This is a genomic window from Dermacoccus sp. MPR-E5, from assembly GCF_058809565.1.
In genome coordinates, this window is the sequence record NZ_JBXASS010000010.1 from 52,124 (window position 1) to 68,158 (window position 16,035).

The 16,035-nt window shown below is 72.2% G+C and carries 15 protein-coding genes and 1 pseudogene; 11 read left to right on the top strand and 5 right to left on the bottom strand.

Features of this window, described 5'->3' with window-relative positions:
* Positions 1-8 precede the first annotated feature (8 nt).
* Both pseI and AC1RS9_RS09225 read right to left on the bottom strand, forming a co-directional pair.
* Positions 9-1,073 carry a pseudaminic acid synthase gene (gene pseI, locus AC1RS9_RS09220; RefSeq protein ID WP_131941336.1) on the bottom strand — a complete coding sequence of 355 codons (1,065 nt, stop codon included), beginning with the start codon at positions 1,071-1,073 and terminating at the stop codon, positions 9-11.
* Positions 1,070-1,588: a GNAT family N-acetyltransferase gene (locus AC1RS9_RS09225; RefSeq protein ID WP_492921238.1), complete on the bottom strand. Its 519-nt coding sequence runs from the start codon at positions 1,586-1,588 to the stop codon at positions 1,070-1,072. The genes pseI and AC1RS9_RS09225 overlap by 4 nt, the downstream gene beginning before the upstream one ends.
* Positions 1,589-1,761: 173 nt before the next feature.
* On the opposite strand from AC1RS9_RS09225, the gene AC1RS9_RS09230 reads away from it, so the two are divergent.
* From AC1RS9_RS09230 to AC1RS9_RS09260, 7 genes are all read left to right on the top strand, one after another.
* Positions 1,762-2,016 (top strand): phosphopantetheine-binding protein, encoded by a 255-nt coding sequence (locus tag AC1RS9_RS09230; protein WP_062258256.1) that lies wholly within the window; start codon positions 1,762-1,764, stop codon positions 2,014-2,016.
* The gene (locus AC1RS9_RS09235) at positions 2,013-3,299 is read left to right on the top strand and encodes an AMP-binding protein (protein WP_241724804.1); all 1,287 of its coding nucleotides are present in this window, start codon (positions 2,013-2,015) and stop codon (positions 3,297-3,299) included. Before AC1RS9_RS09230 ends, AC1RS9_RS09235 begins: the two co-directional genes overlap by 4 nt.
* Positions 3,292-4,050 carry an SDR family NAD(P)-dependent oxidoreductase gene (locus tag AC1RS9_RS09240; protein ID WP_241724803.1) on the top strand — a complete coding sequence of 253 codons (759 nt, stop codon included), beginning with the start codon at positions 3,292-3,294 and terminating at the stop codon, positions 4,048-4,050. Before AC1RS9_RS09235 ends, AC1RS9_RS09240 begins: the two co-directional genes overlap by 8 nt.
* Positions 4,051-4,133: 83 nt before the next feature.
* Entirely contained in the window at positions 4,134-4,583 is a 450-nt protein-coding gene (locus AC1RS9_RS09245) for a hypothetical protein (RefSeq protein WP_156444990.1), read from the top strand.
* A gap of 31 nt (positions 4,584-4,614) precedes the next feature.
* Positions 4,615-5,538 (top strand): glycosyltransferase family 2 protein, encoded by a 924-nt coding sequence (locus tag AC1RS9_RS09250; RefSeq protein ID WP_354945654.1) that lies wholly within the window; start codon positions 4,615-4,617, stop codon positions 5,536-5,538.
* Complete coding sequence (locus AC1RS9_RS09255; RefSeq protein WP_354945656.1) at positions 5,538-6,641, top strand: hypothetical protein; 1,104 nt, start codon at positions 5,538-5,540, stop codon at positions 6,639-6,641. Before AC1RS9_RS09250 ends, AC1RS9_RS09255 begins: the two co-directional genes overlap by 1 nt.
* Complete coding sequence (locus tag AC1RS9_RS09260; protein WP_354945658.1) at positions 6,628-7,797, top strand: DNA-3-methyladenine glycosylase family protein; 1,170 nt, start codon at positions 6,628-6,630, stop codon at positions 7,795-7,797. Before AC1RS9_RS09255 ends, AC1RS9_RS09260 begins: the two co-directional genes overlap by 14 nt.
* Positions 7,798-7,822: 25 nt before the next feature.
* Here the strand turns inward: AC1RS9_RS09260 and AC1RS9_RS09265 are convergent, their stop codons facing one another.
* Positions 7,823-8,782: a 2-phospho-L-lactate transferase CofD family protein gene (locus AC1RS9_RS09265; protein ID WP_239303638.1), complete on the bottom strand. Its 960-nt coding sequence runs from the start codon at positions 8,780-8,782 to the stop codon at positions 7,823-7,825.
* 391 nt (positions 8,783-9,173) lie between these two features.
* On the opposite strand from AC1RS9_RS09265, the gene AC1RS9_RS09270 reads away from it, so the two are divergent.
* From AC1RS9_RS09270 to AC1RS9_RS09280, 3 genes are read left to right on the top strand one after another with little or no spacing between them, the layout of a single operon-like run.
* A complete protein-coding gene (locus AC1RS9_RS09270; protein ID WP_167539850.1) occupies positions 9,174-9,434 on the top strand; it encodes a WhiB family transcriptional regulator in 261 nt (86 codons plus the stop codon).
* Positions 9,435-9,439: 5 nt separating this feature from the next.
* Complete coding sequence (locus tag AC1RS9_RS09275) at positions 9,440-12,697, top strand: glycosyltransferase (protein WP_160126219.1); 3,258 nt, start codon at positions 9,440-9,442, stop codon at positions 12,695-12,697.
* Positions 12,694-14,118: a DUF5719 family protein gene (locus AC1RS9_RS09280; RefSeq protein ID WP_131941320.1), complete on the top strand. Its 1,425-nt coding sequence runs from the start codon at positions 12,694-12,696 to the stop codon at positions 14,116-14,118. The genes AC1RS9_RS09275 and AC1RS9_RS09280 overlap by 4 nt, the downstream gene beginning before the upstream one ends.
* 95 nt (positions 14,119-14,213) lie before the next feature.
* Here the strand turns inward: AC1RS9_RS09280 and AC1RS9_RS09285 are convergent, their stop codons facing one another.
* Positions 14,214-15,071 (bottom strand): SDR family oxidoreductase, encoded by an 858-nt coding sequence (locus tag AC1RS9_RS09285; protein ID WP_006944417.1) that lies wholly within the window; start codon positions 15,069-15,071, stop codon positions 14,214-14,216.
* Positions 15,068-15,499: a metallopeptidase family protein gene (locus AC1RS9_RS09290; protein WP_006944419.1), complete on the bottom strand. Its 432-nt coding sequence runs from the start codon at positions 15,497-15,499 to the stop codon at positions 15,068-15,070. Before AC1RS9_RS09290 ends, AC1RS9_RS09285 begins: the two co-directional genes overlap by 4 nt.
* 46 nt (positions 15,500-15,545) lie before the next feature.
* Between AC1RS9_RS09290 and AC1RS9_RS09295 the strand changes: the two are divergent.
* A pseudogene (locus AC1RS9_RS09295) lies at positions 15,546-15,926 on the top strand (DUF3499 domain-containing protein); the annotation flags it as partial.
* Positions 15,927-16,035 lie beyond the last annotated feature (109 nt).

Here is a 16,035-nt window from a genome sequence, read left to right on the forward strand (position 1 = left end):
CGTCGGGCTCAGACGAGATCCCAGGACATGGGGGTGCCCTTGGGAGCGTCCTGAGTGAAGGTGCGACCCGCGAGCGTGTCGAAGGTGTCGGTGGGCAGGCCGTTCGCGGGGCGGATGGAGCGCACGTTCTGCGCCGTCACGACGTCACCGGCCTTGACGTCCTCGACGACGTAGAGGCTGCGGCGGAAGCGCAGGCCCTCCTTCTCCTGCGCGCGAGCGCCGATGCGCGGCTCGCCGAGGCACTGCCACGCGATCTTCGTCTGCGTGACGAGCTGGTTCAGCTCCTCCGGTTCGGAGGAGAATGCCGAGTCGACGCCGCCGTCCTCACGGTTCAGCGTCACGTGCTTCTCGACGAGAACCGCGCCGAGCGCGACGGACGCGACGGCCGCGCCGATGCCCATCGTGTGGTCGGAGTAGCCGATGAGCGTGCCGAGGGCGTCGCGCATGACGGGGATGCCGCGCAGGTTCGACTCGCTCGGGTCGGCCGGGTAGTTGGCGGTGCAGGCGAGCACGATGATCTGCTCGTTGCCCGTGCTGCGCGCCGCCTCGACGGCCGCGTTGATCTCACCCAGCGAGGCCATCCCCGTCGAGATGATGATCGGCTTGCCCTTGCTTGCCGCATACCGGATGAGCGGCAGGTCGACGATTTCGCTGCTCGCGATCTTGTATGCGGGCACGTCCAGCTTCTCGAGGTAGTCGACGGCCGTCGGGTCGAAGGGGGAGGAGAAGGCGTGGATGCCGAGCTCCTTCGCGAGCGCGAAGATCGGCTCGTGCCACTCCCAAGGCGTGTGCGCCTCCGTGTAGAGGTCGTAGAGGTAGCGATCGCCCCACAGCTCGTGCCCGCCGGAGATCTTGAACTCGTCGGTGCGCACGTCGATCGTGATCGTGTCGGCCGTGTACGTCTGCAGCTTGATGGCGTGCGCGCCCTGTGCTGCGGCCATGCGGACGATGTCGAGCGCGGTCTCGAGGCTGCCGTTGTGGTTGCCCGACATCTCCGCGATGATGTACGGCTCGGCGCCTGGGCCGACCTCGACGTCACCGATGCGGATGTTCTGGTTCGGGTTCTGCGTCATGATGTCGGCTCCTGGCGGTCGGTGCGGGGGCGCTCGCGGCGCACGTGGATGACGGCGACGTTCTCGCCGCCGATCTCTCGGTTCTGCGTCTCCAGCTCGGTGAAGCCGTTGCGCTTGTTGAACCGGCGCACGCCCTCGTTGATCTCGAGCACCTCGGCGTCGAGAGAGTCCAGACCGAGTTCGGCGTCGGCGTACTTGACGGCCTCGCGCTGGATCTGGATCCACGCCGGCAGCAGCTCACCGCGCGCGGTGAGGCCGTCGTTGTCGAGGTAGTAACCCCACCACGACGTCTTCGCGTCGACGTCGAGGTCGAAGAAGGTGACGACGCCCGACGGCACGCCACCGCGTTCGTAGATGAGCACGTGACGCGTCGGGTTGTCCTTCGTGTTCGCCCACCACGCGGCATGCTCGTCAGCGCTGATGACGTGCTGCGTCAGCGACACGGCTCGCACCTCGTCATGGTTGCGCCAGGTGCGCACGTTCTCCTGGTCGGCGTCGGTGGCGGGACGAAGCATCGTCGATCTCCCTCGAATACGGCTGGGCCGGGTGCCGAAACGCACGAAATGGCGCAGACAGCCGGAATGTCTAGACTACCCCGTAAGGAAACAGGCCCCGGCAGGCATGCTGCGCCCCCAGCGGCGCGCAGAGTGAGCGCCGGGCCGCCACAGCATCGAGCAAAGGTGAAGTCATGAGCACGCTCAGCCGCGATCAGGTCCGCACGATGATGGGCGAGGTCCTCGCCGCCCAGGGCAAGGAACTGCCCGCCGACGACGCCGCGCGCCTCGACACCATCGGCTTTCGCTCGCTCGACTTCTCCGAACTGGCACTGCAGGTCGAGGACGAACTCGACACCGAGCTCAACTTCGACGCGCCCGGCCTGCGCTCCATCGAGACCGTCGGAGACGTCCTCGACTTCATCGACGAGCTTCAGAAGGCCGAATGACGGGGGTGCTCGACTCGCGTCCTGCGGGCGCGGGCAACCGCGTCGTCGTCGGCGAATTCGACGGCACGTGGGCCGAGTTGGCGCAGGCGCCGTACGGCGCATCGTCCGACACGTTGACGCTGCCGCCCGCCGCGGCCTGCCTGGTCTCGGGGCACCGCGCGGCGGCTCAGGCCGCCTGGAACGCAGCGCTCGACCCGGGCCGCGAGACGCTCATCGCGACCGCGTCGCGCATCGGGGACGAGCAGGCGGCGCAGCTGCGTGACGCGGGGCTGACGCTCGTGCGCGACAGCGCCGACGGCGTCGCGCTCGAGGCCGCGACGGCGCCGCGCGAGCCCGAGGCGGGCCGCATCTGGTTGCTGACGTCCGGCTCGACCGGGCGTCCGAAGCAGGTGGCACACACCCTGGAGTCGTTGACGACCGTCGGGGGCCAACAGCCTCCGCGCACCTGGCTGTGCCCCTACACCCCGGGCGCCTACGCCTGGTGGCAGGTCGTCACCCTCTCGCTCACGATGCCCGGGCAGGACGTCGTCTTCGTCGAACCGGCACAGCTCGACGAATGGCCTCAGCAGGCGCTCGCAGCCGGCGTGACGGCGGCCTCCGGCACGCCGACGTTCTGGCGGCAGGCGCTGTGGCGCAACGGTGACGTACTCGCCCAGCTGAAGCTCGAACAGATAACGCTCGGCGGCGAACCCGTCGACCAGGGCATCCTCGACCGACTGCGCGAAGTTTTCCCCCACGCACGCATCTCGTGGATCTACGCGAGCTCCGAGGCCGGCGCGGCGATCGCCGTCCACGACGGGCTCGCAGGCTTCCCCGAGGCCTGGTTGGAGCGCGAGGTCGCCGGGCGGCCCCGGCTGAGTGTCGAGGACGGTGAGTTGCTCATCGCCTCACCGAAGGCCGCCGAGGGCATGGACGCCGTCATCCACACCGGCGACCATGTCGAGATCGCCGACGGACGCGTCGTCATCACCGGCCGCATCGCGAGCGACGAGATCAACGTCGGCGGGTCGAAGGCGTCCGCGGGCGCCGTGCGGGCGGTGCTCCTCGAGCACCCCGACATCGCCTGGGCCGCCGTGCGCGGGCGCAAGGCGCCGCTCGTCGGCAACGTCGTCGCAGCGGACGTCGTCCTGCGCGACGGCCTCGCCAAGGGTGACCCCGATGCGCCCGACCAGGCTGCGCTGCAGGCGTGGTGCGCCGAGCGACTGCCCGAATACGCGGTGCCGCGCCGCGTCAAGTACCTGAGTGAGATCCCGATCAAGGAGAGCCTGAAGAGCGATGTCTGAGACCACGAACGAGCTGAACGTCATCCCCGCAGCCTCCTGCGTCCTCATCTCCGGAGGCTCGCGCGGCCTCGGCCTTGCATTCGTCGAGGAGGTGCTCGCGAACGGCGCGAAGGTCGCGGCGTTCGCCCGCACCGTCACGCCCGAACTGCAGCAGCTCATGGACGCCAACCCGGAGCGCGTGTACGTCGGCTCGGTCGACATCACGGATTCGAAGGCCGTCACGTCGTTCATCAAGGACGCCGCGAAGGTGCTCGGCCCGATCGACGCACTCGTCAACAACGCGGCGATCGGTCAGGACTCGCTGCACCTGCACACGACGCCGGAGCGCATCGAGGACATCATCTCGACCAACCTGACGGCGACGCTGCTCGTCACGCGCGCGTTCATGCGTCACGCGATGGCGAAGGTCGGCAAGGGCCGCATCGTCAACGTGACGAGCGTCTGCGCGCAGCGCGGTTACGCCGGTCTCGTCGCGTACTCGGCGACGAAGGGTGGCCTCGACGCCGCGACGCGCTCGCTCGCGCGGGAGATGCACGGGCGATTCCTCGTCAACTCGATCGCGCCCGGCTTCTTCGCCTCGGAGATGAGCTCCGTGCTCGGCACCGAGCAGCTGTCGACGATCACCCGCCGGACGCCGACGAACCGTCTCGTCGAGCCGGAGAACATCACGCCGACGCTGCGCATGCTGCTGTTCGAAGACACGAACATCAACGGCATGGTGCTGACGATCGACGGCGGCGGCTCGATCTGAACGACCCCACGACGCGGCCACCGGCCTCGAACACCTCACCCGCATGTGTGGTGCTCGAGGCCGCCGTGCGTGACGGCGACGTCGTGCGCGCCGCCGACGTCAACGCGACGACGTTTCCCGACGCCGCGCGTAGCTACCTCGCCGACGGGACCGGCCTCGGCTGGCGTGTGCCCGAACGGGTGAGGGAGAGCGCGCGTTTCGTCATCGACGCCGAGATCGTCGCGCCGGTGCGGGCGTCCTTGGTACGGCGGTTCGGGGTGGACGACCCGGTCGAGTTCGCCGGGGCCTGGACGCGCGCCGAAGCGTTGGCCAAGCTCGCCGACGTCCCGATCATCACGTGGCTCTCGCGCCATGGGCTCGCCGTGCCGGCCGACGTGCTGGAGGATGCCGCGGTGGGTCGGGTGGCGTGGCGCACGGAGGTTCGAGGTGACGTCGTCATGACGCGCGCGGCGGCGTTGAGCGGCGCAAAACCCCGAGATTCCGGGGTTGTCGGCGGCGCACTCTACCCTGGCAGCAGAGTCGAGGTGCGGTGAGCGCCACGGTTTCCCACGACGGAGGAAAGACATGACGATGACACAACCGGGTGCGGAACCGGGCTCGTCCGAGGGCAGGGCGCTGCCGAGGGTCGGCGTCGTCCTCATGACGATGGGCAACCGCCCCGACGATCTGCGGGCGGCCCTCGACTCGCTCATCGCCCAGCGCGACGTCGAACTCGACGTCGTGCTGCTCGGCAACGGGTGGGATCCGGCCGAGAACCCGTGGCCGTTCCCCGACGTCGTGCGCCCCCTGTACTCGCCGGAGAACCTCGGCATCCCGGGCGGGCGCAACGTCGGGGCAGCCAAGGTGCTCGGTGACTACCTCTTCTTCTATGACGACGACGCGACCCTGCCGAACGACCACGTCCTCGCCGACATGGTGCGAGAGATGGAACGCGACCCGAAGAACGCCGTCATCGGCCCGCTGGGGCAGGATCCGACGGGCAAGCCGACGCCGCGGCGATGGATTCCGCGCCTGCGTGTCGAAGGCGGCGGCAAGCCCGGGCCCGCGACGTGGTTCCTCGAAGGCATCCACCTGTCCCGGCGTACCGCGTTCGAGGAAGTCGGCGGCTGGCCCGGGGCGTTCTTCTACGGCCACGAGGGCATCGACCTCGCCTGGCGGCTCATCGACGCCGGCTGGGTCATCCAGTACGTGCCGAGCATCACCGTCCAGCACCCCGCGACGAGCCCCGCGCGTCACGCCGTGTACTACCGGATGAACGCGCGCAACCGGGTGTGGGTCGCCAAGCGCAACCTGCCGGCGCCGCTCGTGCCCCTCTACCTCGGCAACTGGGCCGCCATCACCGTGCTGCGCGTCAAGGACAAGGACGCACTCAAGACGTGGTTCGCCGGTTTCGTCGAGGGCGTGCGGACCGACGCGGGGGAGCGGCGCGTCATGTCGTGGTCGACCGTCGCACGCCTGACCCGTCTCGGCCGGCCCCCGGTGCTGTGATGGGGCCCGCAACCTCGCTGCGTTGCAGGCTCGCTCGTTCGAGCGGCCGCCCAGCGTCGCTCGACGCGCAGGGCACGCGGGGCATCCACGTCGCCATCACCGGGGTGAAGAACCGCAGTCACCTCGTCTACATCGCCTCCTACGTGCGCACCCTCGTCGACGGGGTCACGCCGATCCGCGTCTCGTTCGTCGCCGCGCCCGCGTTCCTCGCCTCCGCCGCCGTCACCGTCGACGACGCGCGCGAGCTGCTGCCTCGGGGCGGGAGCGTCACCGTCGAAGACGGGATGCCCGGATGGCGATTCGACGACGCGGCCCGCTGCCTCTACATCGCCGTCGGTACGCCCGGGGTCAAGGCCGTCGCCCGGCTGCGACGAGCCAACCCGACACGGCGCATCGAGGTCGTCGTCACCGACGAGGGCATCGGCTCCTACGCCTCGCGGGCCTCGCGGCGCGCAGCGCTGCAACGTCACGGCACCCCGGCGGGGAAGGCCGCAGCGCGCACGCTCGTCACCGCAGCCTTCGCGCGCGCCTGCACGACGCTGCGGTGGCCGACGTTCCGTTCGGTCGGATCATCGTGGGAGGTGACGCCGGCCGTCGCCGCCGAGTTCGGACGCGAGTTGGGCGACGCGCGCCCCGGCAGCGACGCGAGCGCCGTCATCCTCACCCAACCGGTCGTCGACCTCGGCTGGTGCTCGCCGCAGGCCTACCTCGCGTACGTGCGACGCCTCGCGGACGCCGCGACCGCGGCCGGGCTGCGACCGCTCGTGCGTCCGCACCCCGCCGAAGATCGCGCCCGGTACGCGGAGTTCGACGTCATGCCCTCGCGGGGTACCGCCGAGCTCGACCCGGACGTCGTGCGCGCGAGCCTGGCGCTCGGCGGGCCGAGCACGGCCCTCATCAACCTGTCGGCCATGGTCGGCATGCCCGTCGTGTGGGTGAGTGAGCCGAGCGTGGCGCACCTCGACACCGACGTCTCACCCGAGCAGGCCGGGATCTTCGAGGCGTTCCTCGGTGAGCGGGTACCACTCGACGAGGTGGAGCGCGCGGTGAGTGCTACGGCCTCCCGCGGTCTCGAGAGGCGAGGGTCTGATGGGCGTCGCTGACGCAGCCGAGGGGGCCGGCGGGGGCGACACAGTCCATGGGGCCGACGGGGCGGGCGTGCCCGGCGCCATGTCGGCCGACCTGTTCGAGGTGTGGGAACCCGGCCGGCCGGTGCCGCTCGCGCAGATCCTCGGCGCCCTGCGCCGCGGCGTGGGCGACCCGAGCATGGTCATCGGCGAACGGCAGCTGTGGTGGGCCGTGACGACGCCCCTCGGGCCGACGTTGACGTGGTGGCGCTCGATGCCCGTGCGTGGCGGTGCACCCGTAGCGACGCCCGGAATCGCACGAGTGGATAGGCCGGGCCTCGGTGGGATGGCGGGCTGTGAGCCGCGAACCGCCGCCATGCCCGATGGCAGCGCGCGCGCCGAGCGTCCCGACCGCGTCGAGCTGCGGGCCTACGGCCCGGGTGCGGCGTGGTTCCAGGGTCGGGTGCCTCGCATCCTGGGCGGTGACGACGACCCGTCCGGGTTCGTGTCCCGTCACGATCGGGTGACGGCGGCACTGCGCCAGCCGCACCATCGTCACTGGCGCGCCCCGCGCACGGGGCTCGTCATCACCTCGCTCGTGCCGAGCATCCTGGAGCAGAAGGTCACCGGCAAGCAGGCGTTCGGCGGGTTTCGCGTGCTCGTACGCCGCTACGGCACGCCCATCCCGACGCCCGCGGAGGTCGTGCGCGCAGCCGGCCCGCAGGCGCATGCCGTCGCCCGCATGCACGCCGCGCCGGACGCACGGGGGTGGCGACGCATCCCGTCCTGGGCGTGGTTGCAGGCCGGCGTCGAGCCACCGCAGTCGCGCACGATCATGCGCGCGCTCGACCACGCCGACGCGCTCGAGCGGACGGCCGACCTGCCGCACGCCGAGGCCCACGCTCGACTGCGATCCGTGCCCGGGCTCGGAGTGTGGACGAGTGCCAAGGTCGCGCAGACGGCCTGGGGTGACGCCGATGCGCCGACGTTCAGGGATTACCACGTCGCGAAGCAGATCGGGCACGCGCTGATCGGCCAGGACACCGATGACGCCGGCATGGCGCGCCTGCTGGAGCCATACCGCGGGCACCGGTTTCGCGCCGAGCGCCTCATCCTCGCCGGCGGCCCGCCGCGCCCACGCCACGGCGCACGCATGACGTTGCCGTCGCACCTGCCGACGCGCACCTGGTGAAACGCATACGCCGCGGGGGAGCTGACTACGACAACAGGGCAGCGTCACCCAGGACGACGGCGCGCAGCCGGGCGGCGGCGTCGACGTCACCCGCGAGGGCGGCCCGCATGGGCGCTCGCGTCACGGTGAGTGACGACGGGTAGCGCGTCGGCGCCTCGGCGTCGTCGATGACGAGGGCGTCGACGAAGTCGGCGTACAGGTGGGCGAGGGTTGCTGATGACGCAGTCGCCCCGGTGAGTCGCCAGCTCGCGGCGTCGACGCCGGCGGGGCGGTGCCCGTCGAGGCCGATAGGGCTGAGCGCCACGACGCGCGCCGACGTGCCGCGCAGAGCGTCGCGGATCCCGCGCACCGCGAGGAATCCGGCCATGTCGAGGATCGGCGACATCGGCGGCAGGACGACGACGTCGGCGCTGCGCACGGCGTCGAGCACGCCGGGCGCGGCGTCGGCGTGATCGACGCCGGCGACGACGAACCCCTCGGGCTCGCGGCGGTCGGTGTCCTCGATCCAGCGCAGCGCGTGACGGCTGACCTGCCCACCGTCGCCGTCGGGTTCTAGCACGTGCAGTTCGATGGGTTCTTCGGTGAGCGGCAGGACGGCAGCCGTCTCGCTCTGCGGGCCGCGGCACTGCGTCCACTGCTGCTGAGCTGCGGCGACGGCGCCGGTGCCCCGCGCGTGGCGATAGGTGCGGGCCACGGCCTGGGCGAGGGCCTCATCGTCGAGCCAGCCCCACGCGCCGGTCGGAATGAGACCGGCGTCCCGCAGAGAGACGACCGCCGTGCGCGTCCCCGGCACCGCATCGTCGGAAATTCGGCACACTGCGTCGAGGTTGGGGCAGAACCTGAGACCTGCGAGACTGATGTCATGCGACGTGTTGGTGACGTAGATCACATCGAGCAACGGCGTGTTGGTGATGGACTCTCGCCCGAACAGCGCATCTAGTGCCGGGCGGGAGAGGGGACCACTAGATAGGACGCTCACATGCATTGTGTCAGTGTGACACGGGGGCGCAGCAGGGCCTCGACCACCCCCGCCGAGGGCTGATCGGGGTCACCCGTTCGGCTTGACTCACTCGAATGACACCGATGTAATAACACCGTTGGTTCTCGCCACCGCTTCGCTCTCGCTGCCACCTGCCCGCTGCGCACGACGCCCTTCGTCCGGGCGTCACCGTCGACCTTGTCGACGGCTCGCCACCGGCGGATCATCGGCTCGATCGTCGCGTCACCAGGGGGTTGTCACCGCTCGGTGATATGGCCGCTGCGAGCGACGGATCACGATAGCCACACGACCGACGTGCCGATGACCGGGACGTACCGCAGAACCCGGCCCACCCGCCGCGACCGCCGACCACGAAAGGACGGACATGCAGGAATTCATGCAGTTGATCAGCCTGCACGACGCCCTGGACGACACGGAAGAGCTGTCGTGGCAGGAGCGCGCCCTGTGCGCGCAGACGGACCCCGAGGCCTTCTTCCCCGAGAAGGGCGGCTCGACCCGTGAGGCGAAGCGCGTCTGCGTCGGGTGCGAGGTGCGCTCCGAATGCCTCGAGTACGCCCTCGAGAACGACGAGCGATTCGGCATCTGGGGCGGGCTGTCCGAGCGCGAACGCCGCAAGCTGAAGAAGCGCGCGGTCTGAGCGAAGTGTCGGCGACCCAGGTCAACGGCGTCGACGAGTTGCACGACGGCTCCCCAGCACACCCCTTCGTCACCGCTGTCCTCATCGCGCGGGACGCCCATCAGCCCTGGCTCGACGCCACCGTCACCGCCGTCTGCGCGCAGACGCGCCGCCCCGACCGCCTTGTCATCGTCGACGGTAGCGCCGCCGGACGCGTGCGCGACACCCTCGACGCGATGGCCCGCGAGCGCGCCGACCTGCGGGCGCTCGACGTCACCGTCGTCACCGCCTCGCACGACGAGGCGTTCGCCGCGCTCGTCGACCGCGCCGTCCAGGCGCTGCCCGCACGCTCCAGCGACCACGTCGTCGCGCTACGCACCCGACGCCGTGCACGTCGCCGCGAGAGCCACCCGAACGACCGGTACAACTGGCTCTGGTTGCTCCACGAGGATTCGGCGCCGCTGCCGACGGCCCTCGCCGCCCAGCTGAGGGCGGCCGGACGCAGCGAACGACTCGGCATCCTCGGCTGCAAGATCCACGAACTCGACCGCCCAGACCGGCTCGTCAACGTGGGCATCGACGTCACGACGAGCGGCCGGCACGTCGCGCGCACGCATGGCGGCGAACTCGACCAGGGCCAGCACGATCTTCGCCGCGACGTGCTCGCCGTCGCGAGCTCCGGCATGCTCGTGCGCCAGGACGTCTATCTCGAACTCGGCGGATTCGACCCCGCCTTCGACGGTGACGGCGACGGGCTCGACCTGTGTTGGCGCGCCCACCTCGCCGGGCACGCGGTGGCCGTCATCCCCGACGCCGTCGCCCATCAGGATCTCGACGCGGCGCACCTGCTGCGCTCCATCGACGGGGGTGGCTCGCGCCCTACCCGCCGCGAGCGACGTGCGCTGTCGCGCCGTGCGGGTGACCCCGATCGTCCTGCGCCGCACTCGGCTGCGACGCTGCGTCGTCACCGTCAGGTGGCCCTCGCGCGCACACCGGCGTGGCGCCTGCCGTTCGCGATGGTCTGGACGACGCTGACGTCGCTGCTGCTCGCGCTCGCGCTGCTGCTCGTCAAGCGGCCGCGGCGTGCCGCGGCCGAGTTGGGGCAGGCGAGCGCATCCTTCGGCCTGGCCCGCATCTTCGGCGCGCGCCGGCGCTTCCGCGGTCGCGCCGTCGTCAGCACTGCGCAGTTGCGGTCGTTGTTCGTGCCCGCCTCCGTCGGCCGCGCCCGCGCGTGGGAGGCGTTCGTCGAGGCCGTCACGCCCAGCGGTTCGCGGACGGCCGGTGCGAGCCCGGCGTCGTCGGAGACCGGGCCCACGTCCCAGGACGCCGAGTACCTGACGGCTCCGCGCGGCATCGTCGCGCGCGGCATGCGTCACCCCGGCCTGTGGTTGTTCCTGGCTCTCGTCGCACTGAGCGCCGTGCTCGCGCGTCGCACGTTCGACACCGACCTGCTGAGTGGCGGAGCGGGCCTGGCGGGCGGCGCTCTCGAGCCGAGCTTCACTTCCGCGAGCGCGTGGTGGCACGCGTGGCGCGACGCCTGGCAGGGCGACGGGTACGGGCATCCCGCCTCGTCGGCGCCGTATCTGCCGTTCCTCGCGGCGGGCGCGTGGCTCGTCTCGGTGTTCCCGTGGACGGATGACGCCGCGAGCGCCCAGGCCGCGCTCACGTGGTTGTTCCTCGCCGCGCCCGTCCTGGCCGGCCTCGCCGCCTATTGGGCCGGCCGCGTCGTGACGCGGCGTCCCTGGCCGCGTGCCGTCGTCGCGTTGCTGTGGGGCAGCGCCGCGCCGCTGACGGGGGCCATGGCGGACGGGCGTCTGGGCGCCCTCGTCGCCGCGATTATGGTGCCGTTGACGCTGGCCGGGTTGGCCGCGATCGCGCGTCGCTCGGGCGGCGCCGGTGCGGTGGCCGCATGCGCTCTCGCCGCGACCGTGCTCGTCGCGTTCGCCCCGCCCTTCCTGCCGGCGCTCACTGTCCTCCTGCTCGTCATCGTCGTGTTCGGTCGCCGCGCGGCGAAATGGCGGGCGCTTGCCGTCGCCGTCCTCGTGCCGCTGCTGCTGGGGCACTGGAGCGTCGAGGTGTGGCGTCACCCCGCCCGGCTCGTCGCCGGCCCCGGCACCCTCACGCAGGAGGCGGCCACCGACCCCGTCGCGATGCTGTTCGCCCACCCCGGCGGGCCCGGGTCGACGCCGCTCGTCCTCGGCATCCCCGTGCTGCTCGCGGGGCTGTTCGGCGCCGTGCGCGGACGCTCGTTCGCCGCCGCGCGGTGGGTGCTCGTCGTCGGTGCCCTCGCGTCGCTGGGGGCGGCCATGATCGTGCCGCGCCACTCCTTCGGCGCGAACCCCGGTTGGCACGTGTGGGCCGGCCTGCCGCTGCTGGCCTTCGTCGCCTGCCTGCTCGCCCTCGCGCTCGTCGCGGCCGGCGAGACCACCGTTCCGCGTACCCGCCGCGCAGCGCGCGGCACCCCGCTGCGCTGGGCCACCGCGGGCACCGTCCTCGTCACCGTCGGGACGGCGGCCTGCGCGGCCTGGACGTCGCCGACGACCACGCGGTTGATGTGCGTCGAGGACCCGTTGCCGGCCATCGCCGCCCACGACGCACACAGCGCCCGCGCGGCTCTCGTGCTCGAACTTCACGCGCGTGCGGACGCCGCCGACTTCACCGTCCGCAGCCGCGAGGCCGGGCTGCCGGCTGCCGACGCCGGCGTCCCGACGATGCGGACCCCCGCCGCCGTCACGCGGGCGATCGGGTCGCTGACGGACGCCACGGCCGATCGATCCGACGCGGCGCGCGCGCTGCGCGAAGCCGGCGTCGCGTACGTGAGCGCAACCCAGGAGCCCGGGGCACGCTCGCTCGAACTCGACGGCGTGGACGGCCTCACGCCCATGGCGAGCACCGCCGGCACCTCGCTCTACCACGTCGACGGAGAGGGCGCCGAGCGCGCCGCCCGCGTCGTCGTCACGGACGGCGAGAATCGCACGATCGTGCCCGTGAGCGGCGACCATGCGCGCGTCTCGACGACGCTGCCCGCGGGCGCTGCCGCGCGACGCGTGGCCGTCGCGGCTGGGCCGGGCTTCGCCGAGCACGCGAGCGTGACGCTCGACGGCCGCCCCCTGCGGCACGTCGCAGGCGACCTGCCGACCTACGAACTGGGCGCTGCGGGCGGTCGTCTGGAGATCGATCCCGGGACGGCGTGGCGCGGCTGGCGCTGGGCGCAGCTCGGCCTGTTCGGTGTCGTCGCGTTCCTCGCGCTGCCGTTCGGAACGCGGAAGAAGGTGCGCGCATGAGCCGTTCGCGCACGAGTCGGCCACGCACGTGGGGCGCTCAGGGGTGGATCCGCGCCGGCGTCCTTGCCGCCGGGACGGGCGCCGTCGTCCTGGCAGCGCAGGCCGCGCCCGTCCACCCGCCGAAGGCAGCGGCGCCGACGGCCCGCGCCGCCGCGATGCCCGTCGACGCGGCGTCGCTCGTGTGCCCGGGCGGCGAGGGCAAGGACGCGGCGACGCTGGCGCTCGCGTCGGCGCCGATGCAGCTGTCGTCGATGCTCGGCGGCGGGGGGCAGCTGCAGGTGAACGAGGCGGGTCACAGCTCAGCCGTGACGCTCGCGCGCGGCCACAGCATGACCCGCACCTGGAAGAACGGGCCCCTCGACGTCGTCGCGCGAGGCGCCTCGGCGCCCGGCATCACGGCAACGCAGTTCCACGAGGCGAACGGCGCCGTGAGCGCGCAGGCCTGCACCCAGGCCACGGCCGAGGCGTGGATTCCGGTGGGGGACAAGCAACCCGGCAGGCTGCTCACCGTCACCCTCGTCAACCCGGGCGCACGCGCGGTGTCCGTCGACGTCGACGTCCGCGCGGCTGACGGCGCGCTCGACTCCGCCGCGATCGCCGACAAGGCCGTGCCCGCGCATGGACGCGTCAGCGTCAACATCCCCGCGGACGCTCTCGCGCACGCTGCGGTCGTCGTCCACGTCCGTAGTGAGGACGGTGCGGTCGTCGCGAGTGTCCGCGACCGCGTCGGCGAAACCGAGCGCAAGGGCGACGACGTCGCCGCCCAGTACGCACCGCCCGCGCCGGTGCAGGAGATGCCCGGCGTGCCGGTCGTCGACCGCTCCGTACGTGTGCGTCTCGCGGCGCCAGGCTCCCGCGCGGCCGTCGTGCGCCTCCAGGCGTCCGGGAAGGACGCCGGTGACGTGAGTGAACGCGTCGTGACGGTGCCCGTCGGGCGCAGCCTCGACGTCACGCTCGACGGCATCGACGACGACGTCGCCGCGGTGCGCGCGAGCTCGCAGGAGAACATCATCGCCTCCGCCTTTGCGTCCTCGGCGTCCAAGAAATCGCGCGACTTCACCTGGGTGCCCGCCGCCCCGGCGCTCGATGCCGCAGCCGGTGCCAGTCTCGACGGGGCGCGCCACGCCGGCCGACTCGTCGTCATGGGCGAAGGGAGGGCGACGTCGGTGACGCTCGTCGTCAGCGATCCGTCCGGGAAAGCGACGCGCCGACGTCTCGACGTCCCGGCGAACGGCTGGGCGAGTGTGGACGTGCCGAAGAACGCCACGGTGTGGCTGCTGCGAGATGACGGATCAGCGGACGCCGCGCCCGTCCACGCCGCGGTGCTCGTCCGCGATGTGGGCGCCGATCAGCCGGTGACGAGCGTGCCGCTCGTGCCGACGCCGTGGCTGCGCGCGCCGGTCGAAGTCACCCAGCGCTGAGGCGCGAACCGCCGAGCCGCAGCAACTCACTCCCGAGCTTCCCCGACACCGAACCACGCCGCCGCCTGAACGCGGCGCGGCGTCCTACCGGTAGGTCAGTGTTCTTCGGCCGAGAGCCACTGCGCGTAGGTGCGTCCACCGATCTGTGTCTGCTCGCTCGGCAGATGCGCGCCGCGGGTGAAGGCGCGCATCGTCACCCCGATCGTCGGCAGCGGGGCCGTGCACGGCGCGCGTCGGCGATCGAGGTGTGCGGTGAGCGTCGCGATGTCGGCGAGGGTGAACGTCTCCGGCCCGGCGAGCTCCATCGGCGTGGGCAGGCTCGTGAGCAGCGACGCCACGTCGACGAGTTTCGTCGCCACCCAGCGCGGGTCGACGGGGCTCACCTCGATGTCCTCGACGGCGCCCAGGGCGCGAGCGCCCGCGCCGCGCACGAGCTGCGCGACGAACGGATGGAACTGGGTGGCGCGCACGATGCTCGCGCGACCGTGCCAGGCCTCGACGACGTTCTCGGCGTCGGCCTTCGCCCGGTAGTAGGGGTAGGGGTTCTCGAAGCAGCCGACGATCGAGACGTGGACGAGGTGCGCGCTCGGTGCCCACGCGTCGAGCGCGTCGACGAGGCGTCTCGTGCCCTCGACGTCGACGCGGCGCGCGTCCTTCGGGTTGCCTGCGCAGTGGATGACGGCCTCGACGCCGTCGAGCGCCGCGTCGAGCCCGGCGCCGGTGCCGAGGTCGCCGGTGACGTGCTCGAGGCGCGCCGGGATGCCGGCCGCCGCCTCGGGCAGGTCGACGTCGCGTCGGTGCGTCAGCGCGCGCACGGGGATGGAGGAGGTGAGCAGCTCCTCGACGACGCAGCGCCCGAGCACCCCCGACGCGCCCGTCACGAGCACGGGTGCGCGCCCGGCGACGAGGATGTCGGCGGGCAGCAGCGGGGCGGCGGTGGGCGTCAATCTCATTGGTCGTCCTCGTCGAGTTCGCGCCCGAGCAGGGCCGCGATTTGGGTGGTGACGACGTGCTCGACGAGCAGGTCGCGTTCGTACAGGTCGGCGGAGCGCGTCTGGATCGGCAGGCGATAAATCACCATGCGCGCGCGGTGCTTGCCCTCGGCTGGGAAGGCGCGCCCGAGCGGCACGGCGTCCTCCCACGCGCTCGGATCGGACGGCGGCACCTCCTCGACGCCGATCTCGATGTGCTCCAGGCTCTCGCCCCAACGCGCCTCGAGCCGTTCGACGCTGCGCAGCACCGCCTCGTCGAACGAGCGCGCCCGCGACAGCATCGACGGCGTGGGCGGCCACGCGAGCGGCCCACGATGGCGGCGCCCGTGACGATCGCGCCGCGTCGGGGCGTCCCCGCGCGGCGCGCGTGGGGTGGGGCGAGGAGTCACCCGGCGAGCCTAACGTGGTGCCCGCCGTGGCGTACCCTTGTGCCTCGTGACGTTGATGCGACAGTGTTCCCGATCGGCCTGCTCCCAGCCCGCCGTGGCCACGCTGACGTACGTCTACGCCGATTCGACGGTCGTGCTCGGCCCGCTCGCGACATACGCGGAGCCGCACACCTACGACCTGTGCGCCGACCACGCGACGCGCCTCACCGCGCCGCGCGGGTGGGACATCGTCCGCCTCGCCGTCGACATGACGCCGCCCGAGCCGACGCCCGACGATCTCGTCGCGCTCGCCGAGGCCGTGCGTCAGGCGGCGGTACGCCCGGCGCCGGGGGAGCCCGAGCCGACGCGCCGTTCGACGCGCAGCGTCGCCGCGAGTGACCCGACGCTGCTGTCGGCGACGGAGCGCCGCCGTCACCTTCGGGTGCTGCCCGGTCAGACGCCCGCGGACGCGCTCTCTGACGCTTCCGATGACGACGACGCCGACGGGGGCCGGTTCGACAGGCCCTTCGACGGTCGGGAAGGGCCCTCGCCCCGGT